This is a genomic window from Leptolyngbya sp. CCNP1308, from assembly GCF_034932455.1.
Classification (GTDB): Bacteria; Cyanobacteriota; Cyanobacteriia; order Phormidesmidales; family Phormidesmidaceae; genus Nodosilinea.
In genome coordinates this window covers 49,228-64,733 of record NZ_JAYGIH010000007.1, presented here as the reverse complement: position 1 = coordinate 64,733, position 15,506 = coordinate 49,228, and the positions used below count along the sequence as shown (strand labels likewise).

At 53.5% G+C, this 15,506-nt stretch carries 23 protein-coding genes; 15 read left to right on the top strand and 8 right to left on the bottom strand.

The features are described 5' to 3' along the window. Positions 1 to 551 precede the first annotated feature (551 nt). Positions 552 to 809: a hypothetical protein gene (locus VB780_RS05305; protein WP_323350099.1), complete on the bottom strand. Its 258-nt coding sequence runs from the start codon at positions 807 to 809 to the stop codon at positions 552 to 554. A 441-nt stretch (positions 810 to 1,250) separates the two neighbouring features. On the opposite strand from VB780_RS05305, the gene VB780_RS05300 reads away from it, so the two are divergent. The 5 genes from VB780_RS05300 to VB780_RS05280 all read left to right on the top strand — a co-directional run bounded on the left by VB780_RS05300 (position 1,251) and on the right by VB780_RS05280 (position 2,934). Continuing rightward, complete coding sequence (locus VB780_RS05300; RefSeq protein WP_323350098.1) at positions 1,251 to 1,478, top strand: hypothetical protein; 228 nt, start codon at positions 1,251 to 1,253, stop codon at positions 1,476 to 1,478. Positions 1,479 to 1,541: 63 nt separating this feature from the next. After that, complete coding sequence (locus VB780_RS05295) at positions 1,542 to 1,751, top strand: hypothetical protein (RefSeq protein ID WP_323350097.1); 210 nt, start codon at positions 1,542 to 1,544, stop codon at positions 1,749 to 1,751. A 3-nt stretch (positions 1,752 to 1,754) separates the two neighbouring features. After that, complete coding sequence (locus VB780_RS05290; protein WP_323350096.1) at positions 1,755 to 2,144, top strand: single-stranded DNA-binding protein; 390 nt, start codon at positions 1,755 to 1,757, stop codon at positions 2,142 to 2,144. After that, on the top strand, positions 2,141 to 2,650 hold the full coding sequence (locus VB780_RS05285) for a GIY-YIG nuclease family protein (RefSeq protein WP_323350095.1): 510 nt from the start codon (positions 2,141 to 2,143) through the stop codon (positions 2,648 to 2,650). Before VB780_RS05290 ends, VB780_RS05285 begins: the two co-directional genes overlap by 4 nt. A 26-nt stretch (positions 2,651 to 2,676) precedes the next feature. Continuing rightward, a complete protein-coding gene (locus VB780_RS05280) occupies positions 2,677 to 2,934 on the top strand; it encodes a hypothetical protein (RefSeq protein ID WP_323350094.1) in 258 nt (85 codons plus the stop codon). Between the two features lie 343 nt (positions 2,935 to 3,277). Here VB780_RS05280 and VB780_RS05275 read toward each other — a convergent pair whose 3' ends face one another. The 4 genes from VB780_RS05275 to VB780_RS05260 all read right to left on the bottom strand — a co-directional run bounded on the left by VB780_RS05275 (position 3,278) and on the right by VB780_RS05260 (position 7,041). Further along, positions 3,278 to 3,841 (bottom strand): hypothetical protein, encoded by a 564-nt coding sequence (locus VB780_RS05275; protein WP_323350093.1) that lies wholly within the window; start codon positions 3,839 to 3,841, stop codon positions 3,278 to 3,280. Positions 3,842 to 3,967: 126 nt separating this feature from the next. Further along, on the bottom strand, positions 3,968 to 4,546 hold the full coding sequence (locus tag VB780_RS05270) for a hypothetical protein (protein ID WP_323350092.1): 579 nt from the start codon (positions 4,544 to 4,546) through the stop codon (positions 3,968 to 3,970). A 184-nt stretch (positions 4,547 to 4,730) separates the two neighbouring features. After that, a complete protein-coding gene (locus VB780_RS05265) occupies positions 4,731 to 5,888 on the bottom strand; it encodes a hypothetical protein (protein WP_323350091.1) in 1,158 nt (385 codons plus the stop codon). A gap of 649 nt (positions 5,889 to 6,537) precedes the next feature. After that, entirely contained in the window at positions 6,538 to 7,041 is a 504-nt protein-coding gene (locus VB780_RS05260; protein ID WP_323350090.1) for a hypothetical protein, read from the bottom strand. A gap of 309 nt (positions 7,042 to 7,350) precedes the next feature. Here VB780_RS05260 and VB780_RS05255 point away from each other — a divergent pair, with 309 nt between their 5' ends. Then, positions 7,351 to 7,641 carry a hypothetical protein gene (locus VB780_RS05255; RefSeq protein WP_323350089.1) on the top strand — a complete coding sequence of 97 codons (291 nt, stop codon included), beginning with the start codon at positions 7,351 to 7,353 and terminating at the stop codon, positions 7,639 to 7,641. 150 nt (positions 7,642 to 7,791) lie between these two features. On the opposite strand, the gene VB780_RS05250 is transcribed toward VB780_RS05255, so the two are convergent. The 3 genes from VB780_RS05250 to VB780_RS05240 form a co-directional block, all read right to left on the bottom strand. Then, complete coding sequence (locus VB780_RS05250; RefSeq protein WP_323350088.1) at positions 7,792 to 8,214, bottom strand: hypothetical protein; 423 nt, start codon at positions 8,212 to 8,214, stop codon at positions 7,792 to 7,794. 22 nt (positions 8,215 to 8,236) lie between these two features. Next, positions 8,237 to 8,551: a hypothetical protein gene (locus VB780_RS05245; RefSeq protein WP_323350087.1), complete on the bottom strand. Its 315-nt coding sequence runs from the start codon at positions 8,549 to 8,551 to the stop codon at positions 8,237 to 8,239. Between the two features lie 119 nt (positions 8,552 to 8,670). Continuing rightward, positions 8,671 to 9,060 carry a hypothetical protein gene (locus VB780_RS05240; RefSeq protein ID WP_323350086.1) on the bottom strand — a complete coding sequence of 130 codons (390 nt, stop codon included), beginning with the start codon at positions 9,058 to 9,060 and terminating at the stop codon, positions 8,671 to 8,673. 210 nt (positions 9,061 to 9,270) lie between these two features. On the opposite strand from VB780_RS05240, the gene VB780_RS05235 reads away from it, so the two are divergent. The 9 genes from VB780_RS05235 to VB780_RS05195 all read left to right on the top strand — a co-directional run bounded on the left by VB780_RS05235 (position 9,271) and on the right by VB780_RS05195 (position 15,390). Next, on the top strand, positions 9,271 to 9,636 hold the full coding sequence (locus VB780_RS05235) for a hypothetical protein (RefSeq protein WP_323350085.1): 366 nt from the start codon (positions 9,271 to 9,273) through the stop codon (positions 9,634 to 9,636). A gap of 278 nt (positions 9,637 to 9,914) precedes the next feature. Next, a complete protein-coding gene (locus VB780_RS05230; RefSeq protein WP_323350084.1) occupies positions 9,915 to 10,196 on the top strand; it encodes a hypothetical protein in 282 nt (93 codons plus the stop codon). A gap of 3 nt (positions 10,197 to 10,199) precedes the next feature. Then, positions 10,200 to 10,370, top strand: coding sequence for a hypothetical protein (locus VB780_RS05225; RefSeq protein WP_323350083.1), 171 nt, complete (start codon positions 10,200 to 10,202; stop codon positions 10,368 to 10,370). After that, entirely contained in the window at positions 10,367 to 10,606 is a 240-nt protein-coding gene (locus tag VB780_RS05220; protein ID WP_323350082.1) for a hypothetical protein, read from the top strand. The genes VB780_RS05225 and VB780_RS05220 overlap by 4 nt, the downstream gene beginning before the upstream one ends. A 2-nt stretch (positions 10,607 to 10,608) precedes the next feature. After that, complete coding sequence (locus tag VB780_RS05215) at positions 10,609 to 11,073, top strand: hypothetical protein (protein ID WP_323350081.1); 465 nt, start codon at positions 10,609 to 10,611, stop codon at positions 11,071 to 11,073. 307 nt (positions 11,074 to 11,380) lie between these two features. After that, positions 11,381 to 12,640 carry an IS110 family transposase gene (locus tag VB780_RS05210; protein ID WP_323350080.1) on the top strand — a complete coding sequence of 420 codons (1,260 nt, stop codon included), beginning with the start codon at positions 11,381 to 11,383 and terminating at the stop codon, positions 12,638 to 12,640. A gap of 60 nt (positions 12,641 to 12,700) precedes the next feature. Then, positions 12,701 to 13,474 carry an ABC transporter permease gene (locus VB780_RS05205; protein ID WP_323350079.1) on the top strand — a complete coding sequence of 258 codons (774 nt, stop codon included), beginning with the start codon at positions 12,701 to 12,703 and terminating at the stop codon, positions 13,472 to 13,474. A gap of 127 nt (positions 13,475 to 13,601) precedes the next feature. Then, positions 13,602 to 14,450: a glutamine amidotransferase gene (locus VB780_RS05200; protein ID WP_323350078.1), complete on the top strand. Its 849-nt coding sequence runs from the start codon at positions 13,602 to 13,604 to the stop codon at positions 14,448 to 14,450. 58 nt (positions 14,451 to 14,508) lie between these two features. Beyond that, complete coding sequence (locus VB780_RS05195; RefSeq protein ID WP_323350077.1) at positions 14,509 to 15,390, top strand: NAD(P)-dependent oxidoreductase; 882 nt, start codon at positions 14,509 to 14,511, stop codon at positions 15,388 to 15,390. Positions 15,391 to 15,506 lie beyond the last annotated feature (116 nt).

The window sequence follows — 15,506 nt, the reverse complement described above, 5'->3', positions numbered from 1 at the left end:
GTGGTGAAAGTTTCCGCAAGTAAAGGCACCGCCGCCCGTTGGTTGGCCGTGCCCCCCTCGATAAGAGTTTCCGCAAGTAGTAGCTTTCTCGTTGGCCGAGTCGCAGCGCAACGGCGCAGAATACCACGCAAACCTCTGGCCGCTAGGGCAAGCCCTGCTGCACCGGCACTTCCTTGGGGTTGCTCAGCTTGTTGCGTTGGCCACCGCCCACAGCTCCCCAGCGGGATGCTTAGATCTGTGCGGTCGGTGGCGTTTTGGGGTGGTCTTCGCTTTTTTTTCGTGCCGTTTGCCCTAGCGGCCCCTTCGCGGCGTGGTGTGCGCTCGATCTTGGGCGCTGCGATCGGCAAAGGTTCTCTGTCCTCCGCTGCGCTACGGGGTAGGGTGTTCCGCTTCGCTCCACTTTTTGTTGTTGTGGTGGGCTTCGCCGCCAGCCCCCCACGCCCCCCGGCTCGGGAAGAGAAAGGCAGGTCGGGCGCGGTGTCAAGGGTTCTCGCGTTTTTTAAGCCATCTGGCGTAGTGGGTTTTGGTGGGCCTCGCGGCCCGGCGCAGGCCTACCAGGGCAGTAGGTTCCCAGGGGTCTGCGACCCGTGGCGCGGTGGCTCAGGCACTAGCAGCAGCAGCTCATCAGCGGCCACCAGCCACACCGCCAGCGCTCCAGTTTGGGGGCATGTGGCGGCACCTTTTAGCAAGGCCTGGGGGCAGAGTGCGGGTAGCTCCGCCGCCCAGCGATCGCCAGCCACAGCCACCACCACCCCGGGCCGCGCACCCCTGGCAGCTCTAGCCCAAGTCGCCCAGCCCACTAGCCCCATTTTCGCTCCTTATCAGTACCCCTTTATTTTAGCGCCTACCCGCCATTTATGGTGCAATATCTACGCAATAACAAGCTTTTAGACACTTATAGCGCCATCAGTGGTGCTATAATAGTAGGCAAGAGCAAGGGTAATTCCGGCTTAGGTAGTCAATACCTGGGGGCGCAGCAGCCACACAGGCGAACGCCCGCCCAAGTGCTCCACCGCGAGGTAGCAGCCGCACAGGCGAACCCCGGCGAGGGCGACAGCAAACCAGCTAGAGGCGTAGGCCCGCAAGGGCTAGTTGAAGTTTCGGTTATCCCCTACCCCCTTAGCAGTGGCCGCAGCAGGTTGGCCACCGACAGCTAGACCCAGCCCCGGCATTCTAAGGCACTGGTTTAAGGCACTCGCAGCCACCGCTAAGGGCAGCTCTCACCTACCCACACCACAGCATTTAGAGCCATGACCTACGAGACACTGACCCCCGAGCAAGAGGCCGATTTTTGGGCTTGGGTCGATGCCGAGCTAAGCAAGCCCGCCTGCAATTTTTGCCAGCACTGGCAGCCCGCCCGCGTCGTTAATGGTCAGCTCAGGCCCGCCCACTGCTGGGCTATGGCGCAGCTCGATCGCAATCCGCAGCCGCCCAACAGTTACGCCCAAACCTGCAAGCTATACCGCCCATTTTTTTAGACCGCCGCGCCGCCAGCTCACAGCCCAGAGAGAGCACCGCAAACCACAGCAGAGAGTGACATTATGGCCAGCAACAAAGGCGGCAGACTCATGGCCGCAGTAGCCAGCAAAAACCCCCAAGACATCCAGGGCGATCGCAACGCCCGCGCGCGCGTCAAGATGCGCCAGAAGCTACGCCGTCGAGGCCACCGAGAACCCCTAGCCCAGCTCACCGCCGCCGAGCTGGTGCAGTTGATGAAAGAGAGCAAACCCAAAACCCTTACAGGAGCCTAAGCCATGACCACCGAGCAGCAAAACGCTGACACCTACGCCGAGCTGACCCGCACCCTAAAAAACATCGAGCTGGCACTCATGGCTACCGCCGCCGCCAACCCGCCCAACTGGAAGCGGCCCCTATCTGCCTACAAAAACGAATGGGTTAAGGCCATCGGAGCCTATGAGGTGAGCAAAGACCAGCACGGCCCCACCGTCATCTTCTGGATGGGGCACCACTACACCCGGCGGTGTGGCAGCAATTCCAAGTATGGTGCCGCGATCTGGTTTAGCCGCGCCACTGGCAAAGGCGAAGACGGCGAGACAGCCTACGCCCGGTTGATTACCTTTGAGGATGGCGCAGCCCCCAGCGCTGAGCCACTGCCCGCCTACGTGGTGGAGAAGCTGGGATGACCTGCGGTGTTTACCTCATTACCTGTACAGCCACAGGTGATCAATATGTGGGGCGCTCGGTTCAGCTTGAGGTAAGACTGCGTGGACACAAGCTACAGCTAATTAAAGGCACGCACCCTATCCCTGCAATGCAAGAGCTAGCCAACAAGCACGGTGTAGAGTCTTTCACCTTTGAAATACTGGCTGCGTATGACACCGACTTTAGGTTAGCCAGCCACGAAAGGGAATGGATAAAGCGTCTCCAGCCCCAGCTAAATCGCACCGGCACCGAAAAAGTAAGAGCAAAGCGGCAGGCTGAATGGACTCCTGAAAAAAAGGCGAAACACTCAGAGCTGATGAGAGTTGCCAGGGTAATCCGAAAAGCTGAGCCAGAGTTGCAGAGGCAACAGCAGATGGCAAAAGCCATAGAAGGCGCGATCGCAGTCTTAGAGCAGCGAGTAGATTTCCTTGGCGATGGCCACCGGAAAAGGTTAGAAGCGCTAAGCCGCAGGGAGGTATTAGAATAAGCGCACCGTCAACAGTGGTATGTAGGATGAGCCTCAAGGATGCGATCGCCGGTCTAGCTGAGGCCAGCGGCACTAGCGCGTACACGATCGCTAAGCACCTGGCCGAGGCCAAACCCAGCGATAGCAGCCGCCCGGATAGCTATGGCTCCACCGTGCGACGAGTTCTCAATAATCCAGATAAAGCCAGCTGGGAAAACCTAAAGCTGGTGCTGGAAGCCTTAGGGGTCGATGCGGAAGCTGCCCTCGCGATCGCTATCAGTGCAGCTACCAAGGCAAAGGCTTAGGATTCGGGGCTGAGGCCGCGTTCACGTAGTGTTCCCGGAGGGGAATCGCGGCCAGTCAGGTTAAGCCTAAAGAGGGTGAATAGGCGAAACTGCACTCCCGTCCACTGTAGAGCGCTGGCAGCCCTTGAGGTTAACCTCTATTGCGATCCAAACCGTGTCCACAGATGCAAACTCTACCGCCAAGACCAACCAAAACCGTGAAAAAATGTGCGATTTTATAGAAAGCTTAAAACAATATTTTATTAACGAAGTGCGTCTTCAAGAAATTATTAGTGAAGTACTAAAAGTTGACTTGAAATGCATCCCATAAGAGTGAAAGTCACCAAGAAAAACAACAAAAACATCACATCATTTTTGAGAATAAATCTACATTTTTAGGCTCATCGATTAGTAACAAGTATATACGAAGAGCTTGAGCCCAGGATTTTATCTCAAGCTCAACATGCCAAACATTCGTTTGTTGTTGCCCATACAAATTTAATCTACCATTCCAATATTCAATTGGACGCGACGATCCATCTTTTTCCTCAGCCCAACCTAGATCAACAGAAGTGGCGTGCACAATCTTATTGCAACTTTCCCTCAACGAAAGATTTACTTTCCCAGAATGTACGTAACCTATATTCAATTCTTCTCTAGCCTCATCATCTTTTAGTCTGAAGTCAGTTTTTGAGCCAAGGGATTTCAATGTATCTTCAATGATTCTGATTTTAATTGCACACTCGATTACATGGCTACTTACTATTCGCTTTAAATTAACGGAATATTCGTGCCACTCGTCTGCTGCATATTTGGAGTGATTTCGTCCTACTTCAGTGGTTTTACAATAGCTATGGCTTCCAAATTCAATATGTTGGAGAAGCATTAATCTATCATCGATATCTTGAAAATCGATATTATGTGACATTTTAGACCAGTTTAATTACTTGTTATTTGTCGGTCTAATTTTCCCCATCATCTGCTGCTAGTTTTTTTGGCATAATTACCAATCACCTATCGACTGTCTGTATGCGTGGAATTATTAGCCCGTCGCTTAATAATTCCACTTGTAAGCGTGCCCCCAGTTAACCCTATCTTCAAGAATAGATAAAAACCGAGATAAGGCAATACAAAACTTCTCTACGTCCAAAGAAAGCTCCCAATTAGAGTTTCCTTTTTTACCACGAAGCTTCACTATACCCGACCAAAATTGTAGTATTTTGTCTTCATGTATACCCTTCTCGTAGGCCATAGGTGTCCAGTCAAGTGAGACTTCTACAGCATGAATTATCTTATTACAAGCTTCTCTCACTGTAAGTACATTCTTGTCGCCATGCAAACTCCCTAGGACCAGATCACCTAGCGCCTGTTCCTCTAATTCCGTGAAGTTTACTTCTTCATCATTCTCTCGAACAACATCTTGAAGAATACGAATTTTTATGGCACATTGCAACAAATGCTCACTAACAAGTGTTCTTAGCCATCCGTAATAATAATCCCAGGTAAATTCTTTCTCGATTTCAGAATATTCATTTATCTCATATTTTTTGCAAAAAGCATAACTTGCAAAACAAAAATTCTGCAATATGAAAATACTTTGGTTAACTTCATCAGCATTAATACTATGGGGCATAAATCAAAATAGATAGACGATTGGTATCAAGAATAAAAGGCATCAGGATTGTCGGGCTAACGGTTCGGATCAGCGACTGCCGAAATCTTTGTATTCAACCCAATCGGTTTCGGTCAATTCGCTGCACCCAAATTGTTATACTGCGGTGATTTCAAATCAATGACACGAAGATAATTGAATTGGATTAACGATTTCCCAAGAAAAAGTAGATGTTATCTAGCGTTAGGAGCAGCTTTAGAGCAAACTCCTGAGTATATATATTGTCCTGTGCTACCCCGTGTGCAACAGAGTGCCTGCTCTCAGGTGCATAACCTACCTGAACATCAAAATCTCTAAATATATAATCATTCAGGTAGTCTAGAAACTTATCTGGAAAACACAAAGAACCCAGACTACTAAACTTACTTTTCCCTTTATTTGATATATATTCTTTTAATTCTCTAAATTTTGGTTTTTTGTTGAAGTCTTGATGATAAGCAATTCTAATAATACCTTCCAACTCAGTCGAAAAAATTTTAACGGCACTAATATAACCATCTTCTGTGTTGGTCAAATAACTGTTAATCCCAGCCTGAATAATTTTTCTGTTTCTAGCAAAAAGAGAATTCTGCCACCAGTTTGATATGAGAGCTAATATTCTTTGCTCATTAAATGAATCTATCAACTCTTGTAATATGGAGGGATATTTCCCGCCTTCCTGATAATAAAGCTGTACTTTTTCCATGCCGTCACTAATAATAGCTACGAAGGGAAACCAGCCATCCTCTACCATTTGCTTAAAATTACTACTGTTCTCTAGAAACAAATATTCGCTAAGGTAAGCAAGCCTTCTATAACACGCCCCCATTTCATTTAAGGTTGATCGACTATTGAGATTTCCACTCAAATCAAAAAAGAGACCAAAATGCCAATTTTCGCGGAACAGCCAGACAATCCTGTCTCCGTCTTTTGGATTCAAGTCAATCACAATATCCTGAAAGAAAACCGCAGTTATATCCGCTAAATTGTTCTTGAAAACGGCTCGATATGGCTCAACAGGGGTCTTAGGAATCGCTGTCACACCAAAAGGAAATTTTTCGTAAACATAAGCTTTGTTATTGGGTTCAATAAGTACCAAAAGTGAGTTAAGAAATGAACCAGGATCTGTCCCAAGAATTGGAGACAGAAGTTGCGTTGCATGGAGAGAAAAGTGTTCATCTAAAGAAGAAGTGAACATTTTCTGAATTATTTTTACTTCTTTCCCTGGCAAGCTTGTTTCAGCAGTAAGTCCAGCTAACTGAAAATCATTGATAATCTTAGGCTCATAAACTTCTTGCGCCTGCACAACTTTATCTTCTGCCATAGTTGCCTTCGTTCTCTGTATCTCTAATAAGTTCTCAGGAACTAAAGCCTAAATAGACCACCTTCAGGCAGCTGCTCACACTAAGAACCCAGCAGCACAACAATCTTGTTAGAGAGAAAGTTTCGGCCTATTTGCCCTTATTTAGGTTGATAGACCAAAACTACCCGCCTATCAACCTAAACCGGGAAACTCACAAGATGCGTTCTGCATAATATTCTGATTTAGAGCGATCGCTAGAAACCTTCCGAATATATTCATGCTTGCTTCACCCGCTTCAGCTCTCAAAGAAGCTGGGCCAGCTCGCAATTGGGTCAACTAACCTCAGCAACGACTAACCACCCGCCGCCAGCTCACGGCACAGAGCCAAGCAAGGTGCAGCCGTCAGGGCAAAAACCAAGCCCCAGCATTAAGGCACTCACTCAGCCACTACCGGGCAGCTCTCACACCTACCACGACACCACCAAGCAGCCATAAGCCACGAAGAAATGATCGCATAGATAAGCTTTAAGCACTAACCACACCAGGAACTTATGGCACAACAGTTCGGTTGAGCGGCTGCTAGAACCTTCGTACACTGCCAGAACCTTTCGGCAGTCCGCTCCAACCGAATTGTTTTATACTGTGCCAATACAAATACATTCATTTAGTGCTATTTCTTAGAAATTCTCTGTTCGCGTTTCTTCAAGGCGAGTCGTGTCCACTCATCCATTTCAGATTTATTTGAGTGCTTATCAATCCACTTCTTTAGCTCAAGAATCTGCTTTCGACCCTGAGAATGATTATAGGCAGGAATATACTGTTTCTCAAAACATAGCAAGTACCACCAAATGAAAATTTCACCAAATAGCTCTGGAACTAGATTAGTTTTAACTTGACCATAATTTATTGCAACCCACAAGCGCCTATAAAAGTTGATCACCTGCCATATGTGAAATGATTCTTCAGGATACTTTTCATAGATTTCATATAGCGTATCGTTTGGGTTTTTCCTGATAAGTTGATCGGCTAAAATTCTCGACCTGTGCATAACGTCACTATCAAATTCTCGATGAAAATCGAAAGTTGCTTGCGATTTGTTTTGATAGACATTTGCGATCCAAGATATAAAGCCTCCTACGATAGTTCCAAGAAGTGCAGCCAGAACTTCGGTCATATTTATCATTCCTTAACGCTTTAACCGATGTGACCTAACAACGTTTATTAACTACTGACCAAGCCAACAGATCTTAAGTAACTTGATCTTTCAATCTAACTAAGGATACTGCAAGTACTTCCCTTGCTAAAACTGAGCAGTATAACAATCTTATTAGAGAGAAAGTTTCGGTCTATTTACCCTTACTTAGGTAGATAGACCGAAACTTTCCGTATATCAACCTGAATTGGGCAGCTCACTAGAAACTTTCCGCATAATATTTCGACCCAGAGCGATCACCAGAAACCTTCCGCATATATTTATGCTTGCTTGCCCACTTCACCCGCTTCAGCTCTCAACCAAGCCAGGCCAGCCCGCACCTGGGTCATCCAGGGCGATCGCTTAAGCTTTAGCTATCCCCCACCGGCAGAGCGCATGAGCGAGAGCAGCCCCCCCTACAGGTCAGATGCAGAGCACCGGGAAGCCGTAGCCCAGGCCCGAGCCGACATCGAGGGCGCAATCACTACCCTTCAAGCCAACAGAAGCCACATCACAGGGGGCCAAGAAAAAGCCATCAAGCGAATTCTCTACGGAGCACCCGAAGGCTACCCCAGAAACTAAAAAATTTTGCGCCTGCTCTAAGAAATATGTGCGGGGTGGGTGTGGGGGGAGCACCGGCATAAGTCGATAGCGATTGGCTGGGCCAGGGGGAACCCCAGCGCAGCCCTGCGGGGGCACTGTACCCAACTACTCCCATTCGTTCCCGTTCGGCTAGCCCCAAAATGGTGGCTGCTGATGGTCAGGGTTAAGGCCCAGGCCAGCCAGCACCACCGGCAGCGCTGGCGGTTCCAGTAGGTTAAGCTGCCCCAGTCGCTCACGTTTACGCCGCCGGTTGTGCAGCAGATGGGGGCGATCGTGGGTCAAATGACACAGCACACACAGGGCCGCCAGGTTGGCCGGGTCATCGTTGCGCGGGTTTTGGTCGAGGTGAGCAGCAGTGAGAATAAACCGTTGTGGTTTATGCAGCTCCAGACCCCAGCCCAGGGCGATTGCGCGATCGCCCAGCTCAGCCCAAGACTCCCCCGGTTGAATGCAGGGGCGATCGCATTGGCAGCAGCACCACCCGGCAGCATCGCGCACCTGGCGAGAAATCTTGGGCCACTCGGGAGAGTAGCGAGAGCGATCGATCGGCATGGCTCAATTACTTGCGGAAGGTTTACCTGGTCGCTGAGCTTGTCGAAGCGCGGCCCCACGAATCTATCAGCCCCAGTATATCGGTGGCACTCCGTCCCAGCCGTAGCCACCGGCCCACCTCAGAGGCCCGCGCCTCAGCTACCGGAGTACCACAGGCACCACCGGGGATATGGCGTTGGATGTCGATGCGATCGCCCAGGCCCGCCATGTATCGGTAGTAGCGTTTGCCGTGGGAAGGGTAAGCCGTAACCATGGCCCAGGCGGTGCCGTTCACCGTTTGAGTAGATATAGAGATGCGCTTGAAAGGGTGGGTGGGGTGTAGTTTACGTTTCCCCATGGCAGCAAAAAAATACGGCCTATGCGTTGGTAAAGCCTCCCGCAGGGAATCGCACAGGCCGGAACAACCTAAAAGTGGATTACTCCACCTAAAAGTGGATTACTCCACCTAAAAGTGGATTATTCAACTAAATCAGCTAAATCAGCGGGGGATGGAGTCAAGAAAGCGTCTAGGTCGGCTTGCACATCAGACAGATAAGCCTCATGCCAAGCCTGAGCCTCACGAAATTTCAATATCTCGGCCTCACACCGCGCGATTTCAGCCGCGTACCACTCGATAGAGCTTGTGTGATAGGCCAGCTGATATTCAAGCTGTTTAACGACCAGCTGGCCAACGTCTTTCCCGTGCGACGCGCCACCAACTCCAAGTAATCCGCCACCGACACCCCTTCCGCCGCCGCCCGATCCCTCAGTAGCTGTATCCCGGTTGGAGTCATTCGCTGGTAAAGCGCCTCCGTCTTGGGTTCTCCCCATTTGCTGTGTTTCGCCTTCGGCATTTTTCTCGACCATTATTTTCCACCTTCCAAGTATCACATATACAATTGCCAGCCTATTGCATATTCAATTTTAGTGCATATCTTCCATTGGGGGAAGATTGCATATACATTTATAGGATACCAACTTGATAGCGATCGCTCAGAGGTTCCCAATCGGAGATCGCTTTTCTTCCCACACCGGCTTAAAGCAGCCCGTGATGCCCATCCTATAGAGAGTTTGCCTATGCCCGCACTAGCAATCGAACCCACCCCCACCGCCCAAGTGGTGAGGCCGAGCCTAGATTATGTGGTCTTGTTCAAAGAGCAAAAGTTCAGTGAGGCAATCGCCCGCGCCCGTGTGGCAGCCATAGCGAACACCCTAGTTCAAGCCCTGGTCGAGGTTGACCCAGAGGGCGACTACACAATGATTCTGAGCCAGAGCAAGCAGTTTGATTGGGCGATCGTTGACCTGCGAATACAGCCCAACATGCTCATCGCTGAGGCCATAGGTCGCACCGAGGCCGCGTTACTCCTACGAGAGCTGGTAAGGATAGACCCCAGCAACCAGAGGCGATATGCAATAGCCCGAGTGGGTCAGCTAGGCGCTTAGAGCTAAACCACCGGCAAGAGCCACGGATAGGGGGCCAGGGCACCGACCCCCCCGGATAGGTAGAAGACTTCGGATAGCAGCCGCCCAGGGACTAGGGACAACCTTTCACTAGGAAAACCCGCCCAGCAGCAGACGCACCCGCCTATAGGCCGAGCCAGGGGAGCTATGAGTTACCAGCTTACGCACTCCCCCCGCCCTGCTACCAGCGTACTCATCACTCCCAAAAGAGCCGAGTCCACGGCCACCCTACGGGGTGGCCACCCCACCAATTTAACACCATGAAAAGACAGGAGTTTTCGGTTAATGCCCACTACGACGAAGCCAACGAAGTTGTGGAAGTGGTTATCAGATGCTCGCCCAACCTTATTAGAGCGGGTATGGACATCGCCAGAATGCAAGTCGTTGAAGTCGTGCCCGAGGAAGGGCCAATTGCAGCGCCCCTAGAGCCAGCCCCTTCCCTACCGCCCAAGCAGCACAGCTCAGAGCTAGATGCTTTCATCGATAGCGAATGGCAAGAGCGCAGCAGCGGCCCAGTTTTGCCCAACGTGAGAGGTTTTTAGCCTATGGAGGAATGGCGAAAGATCGCGATCGCCGAGGTTAACGAGTTGGCCCACTTGCTAAATGAAGGGCCAAGCTTTACCCCCGCTGACCTTTGCGATCGCCTGCATGGACTGCTGGAGTACATGCAGTTAGACCCAACCAAAGAGCCCATCAATGAGGACTGTGATTCATGACCCGAGACGAGTTGATTAGCAGAATTGGCGCGGCCTGCACCGTGCTAGAGCTAGAGCGCCTGCGCCGGGTAGCCAAAGTTGCCTACGAGCAGCTAGAGCACCAGAAGCGGGCGATCGCCCTACAGGCCCAGCTAGATCCCTTCTGGGCAGACAGTGACACCCCCACCACCGCCGACCCCGCCGAGGTTATGGGGGCAGAGCCCGAGAGTGTTGTCTATGCCCCAGGCCAGGAGTAGCCATGACTCCCCAAGAAATTATCGCCCGTGTTGCCCGCTCTCAGGAGTTAATCGAGTTTGCCACCAGCCCCGGTAGAGCGTTCATCCTGATAGCTCAACTCCAGCTGGCGCTGAGGCACCCCGAGAACCGAGGCCCGAGCGCAGAGTTTGCGCGGCAGATCATCACTAACCTAGCGATGGCGATCGCCCAGCAGACCGAAACGCCCGAGTTCGCGGGCATGGTCGCCCAGGGCTATCACCCCGAGTTCGATCTAACCGACGCAGAAGCCGACGAATACTTTGGCGAGAGGCCCAGGCCTAGACGTTCACTAAACCTTTCCCTCGACCTGGCCGAAGATGCCGACCTCGAAGCGATTGGCCAGGCCCTGGCCATGCTCATGCAGCAGACCCCCGACCCCCAAGGCACCTTCGAGCAGTGGCAAGAGGCCCTAGCCAGAGCCAAAATCGAGCCCATTTTCCCCGCCTGACGAGGCCCCTAGCCAGGGCCGAAACCCTCCCTAGGGGGGTAGCGGTCGGCTTCCAAACCCGTATCGTAGGGTGTGGCTGTTTTAGGACTGAAAGATCGCAGAGTCTCCACCACTTTTAGTGATTCTAAAAGTAACCGACAGCCGCGATTTTAATACTACGAGATAGTCGCACCCTTTCAATACCGGCAAATTGTGAACCGCAACGACAGCGAGAGCTGTTTTAAAAGTTCAAGTTAGCTCCAACGGTATTACACCCCGCCTTTAGCGGGGTTTGTCGTATAGGGATGCAGTGATGAGAGTAATTGGAATGGACATTTCTAAAGGCGTTGCGACCTGCGTAATGCTCGAAAGTGTGCCAGAAAATTTAGTGAATTTTGCCCGCTCAAAAGAGTTTGTCTACTGGCATATCAAGCCCTGCACCGAAGACCTAGAGGCGATCGCCCAGCTCCAGCCAGAGCTGATCGCCTTCGAGCCCAGCGGTGGGAAGTACGAGGCCGCATTCAAAAACTTCTTTAGGCAGCGAGAGCTACCCTTCCGGCAGGTGGCAGGGCGAAGGCTAGCCACCTACAGAGCCGAGGCCCAGCTAACTAAGGATGATCATTTCGATGCCCTGGCGATCGCCGCCTATGCCCTGGAAAAACGCCAGGAGCGAGACGCCTTTATCCCCGATACACCACCTGAAATAGAGAATCTACGGCAGCACTGGCTACAGCGCCACAGCCTCATGAAGCAGCGCACCGGCATGATTAACCGACTCAGGCAAAACCTAGCCGCAGAGTTCCCCGAGGCGATGGAGTTTACAGCAGTTTGGGACTGGGGCCAGCAGGGCAGCAGCACCCTAATAGATTGGCTCACAGGCGATCGCGCCGATAAGCACACCCAGAAATGGGAGAACCGCTATTCAGGCGGTAAGCGCAGAGTCAAGGGTAAGACCGTCGAGCAGCCGCCCAGCTGTGGCACCGGCCTAAGCCCCTACACCAAAATGATCGCCCGGCAGCTCAGGGAAGCAGAGGCAGCGATCGCGGAGCTTGAAGGTGCGATCGCCGTCATCATGGCCAAGCCAGAGTATCAGCCCTACATAGAAGCGATGGACAAAATCGGCTTCAGCATCAGCATCAAAGCGATTTGGCTCAGCCGGATATACCCCTTCGATAAGTTCCTAGACGAGGGCAGAGAGCGCACCAGCCAGCGCATGAGCAACAAGGGTAAGTGGAGGACTCACAATCACTCCCTAGCCCAGTTCAAGGCAGCGCTAGGGGCCGCTATCGACATCCCTCGCAGCGGCACCAGTGGGGGCATTGCACCAACCAGACGGCGATCGCGCGGCAAGATCAAAACCGAGGATAAGAAAAAGCCCATCGGTTGCAAATTCTGTAGAGTCGTTTTCTGGCAATGGGCCATGGTCAGGATCGAAACTAAAAACGCTTGCAATGAAGTGGCGATCGTTCTACAAGGGAAGCGCGACGAGTGGAAGGCGGCAGGGAAAAATCTATTCCAGCGATCGGGCCTGCTTCACGGCTATGCCGCAAAGCTGTTGTACAGAGAACTCAAACGTCAGCTAATGTAAGAACGGTCTAGAATCCCTTGCCCACTAGTATTAAGTTGCTTTTACAGTCTACTCATCCCGATGAAATACGCGCGCGAGACCCTGGCGGTTGCCCAGCGAATTTTAGTCGAGCTGGGGCGGCGGCGGCGCAGCCTGGTGTTTTGGGCGATTTTCCCGGTTGTGCTGCTGATTCTCAACAGTTTGATCTTGCAGGAGCGGTTGCAGATTACCCTGGCCGAAGCCTATACCCAGGCGGCCCCCTCAACCCTAGTGGGGGCGGCGCTGTTCTTTAGCGGGCTGGGGGGCAGCGTCGCCACAGTGGTCTCAGAGCGCGAGCAAAAAACCCTGAAGCGCCTCTTTCTGTCGCCCCTGAGTGGGGTGTCCTACTTCTTAGGCATTTGCCTGGCCTACGGGGTGATCGGGCTGGCCCAGGCGGCGCTGGTGTACGCGATCGCCCTTTCCCAGGGGGCCACCCTCGACGGCAACCCCTTCGCCAACCTGCTGATTGTGGTGCTCAGCATCGCCGCCTACGTGGGGGTAGGGTTTGTGCTGGGCACCCAGCTAGCCCGCCGCACCGAAGACGTCAACGCGCTAATCGCCGCCTTTGGCATTCCGCTGATGATCTTGGGGGGCACCTTTCTGCCCACGGCGTTTTTCCCCGACTCTTTGGCCCAGCTCACCCGCTACAACCCCATCTACCACATGATCGAAGCTCTCTCGGGGGTGGTAGTCGAGGGCAGCACCCTGGAGGACGTGGGCGAGCACGTGGTGTTTTTGGGGCTGTTTGCGATCGCCATGGTGGTCACGGGCTGGCTGGCCTACCGCCGCATGGTGCAGGTCGAGCGCCAGCTCTAGCCGCGGCCTAGCTCCGGTTCTGAGCTGAAGCGATACAGTGATAAAGACGCTTCCTCGGGCGATCGCACCCTACCCGGCTAGCGGCCCGAGCTTTAAGAACGCTTGTACAGAAATCACCGCCCCCTCTGTGAGTTCTAATCCCCCTGTTTTAGTCGTTGTGCACCAGGCCACCTCCAACCCAGGCCGGGTGGGGGAAGTGCTGCGCGACCTGGGCTTTGCCCTCGATATCCGCTGTCCGGCCCTGGGCCACCCGCTGCCTGCCAATCTCGATCGCCACAGCGGCACGGTGGTGTTTGGTGGCCCCATGAGCGCCAACGACGACCACCTCGACTTTATCGGTCAAGAACTCGACTGGATTGCCCTGGCCCTGGCTGCCGACAAACCCTACCTGGGCATTTGCCTGGGGGCGCAGCTGCTGGCCCGCACCCTTGGAGCCTCCGTTACCGCCCACCCCACAGGCCAGCGCGAAATCGGCTACTACCCCATTCTGCCAACCCCGGCGGGCCAGGAGCTACTGCCCGGCCCGCTGATGGTCTACCAGTGGCACCAGGAGGGGTTTACGCTGCCCACTGGCAGTCACCTGCTGGCCACCGGCCCCACCTTTCCCCACCAGGCGTTTCGCTATGGGCGGCGGGCCTACGGGCTGCAGTTTCATCCCGAAATTACCGCTGCCATGGTCAACCATTGGACGACCGAAGGAGCCGACCAGCTAGCCCATGCCGGTGCCCAGGGACGAGCCTACCACCTCAGCCAGCATCGCCTCTACGGGGCGGCGGTAGAGCGCTGGCTGCGTCAGTTCTTAGCCGAGTGGCTAGGGGCCACCGCCCAGGCCGAGGCCGCGTGGGGAGAGCACCATTCCCGTTACGCCCGCCATTGTCGGGCTCAGGGGGCCGAGATACTCGTTCCGAGTCGGTTCCCGAACGCTTCGCGAATCGCCCCCGGCCCCGGCCCACAAACCATGACCGAAACCGGCTAAACCGTTCCATTTAACCGTTCCATTTAACCGTTCCATTTATTTAAGGAGGACACCAGGGGTGAACATTGGGGTAATTGGCACGGGGTTGATGGGGTCGCCTATGGCCCTCAGGCTGCTGTCGGCGGGTCATAAGGTTTGGGTCTACAACCGCACTCCGGCTCGGCTCAAACCCCTGGAGCTGGTGGGGGCCGAGGTCTGTGCCACGCCCCTGGCACTAGCGCAGCATGTGGAAGCCATCATCTTTATGGTGACCAATGGCGATGCGGTGCGATCGCTCCTAGAAGCCATGGGTTTGAGCATTCGCCCGTCTCCCCTAGAGCATAAAGCCATCATTCAAATGGGCACCATTGCCCCCCCTGAAAGTCAGCAGCTCGGCCAGATTGTCGCCGCCGCCGGGGGCACCTACCTGGAAGCGCCCGTGCTGGGCAGCATTCCTGAAGCCAAAAACGGCAGGCTAATCATCATGGTCGGGGCCGAAAACGAGTCCTACCAACGCTGGCAGCCCCTGCTGGGCTGCCTGGGCACTACCCTCTACCACGTCGGCCCCGTGGGCAGCGCCGCCACCCTCAAGCTGGCCATGAACCAGCTGATCGGCTCGCTCACCGCCGCTTTTGCCCAGAGCCTGGGGCTGGTACAGGCCGCCGGTATAGACGTAGAAACCTTTATGGCCGTGGTGCGGCAGAGCGCCCTCTACGCCCCCACCTTCGACAAAAAGCTGCACCGTATGCAGACCCGCCAGTTTGCCGACCCCAACTTTCCCACCAAGCACCTGCTCAAGGATATGGGGCTATTTGTGGAGGCCGCCAAAGCCGCCGGGCTGTCCCCGTTCCCCGCCGAGAGCGTGCGTCACCTCGTCGAGCAAGCGGTGCAGGCGGGGCTTGAAGACGACGACTACGCCGCCCTGTTCAATATCGTCAGCCCGTTGCCCAAACCCGAGTAATACTAAATCCGAATCCCATAACCCCGATTCTCAACAGGCCAAACTGTAGGGGCCAATAGCATTCGCCCTGCCAACTAGGGATAGTCAAGCAGGATTTGGCATAGGCCAAACCCGAG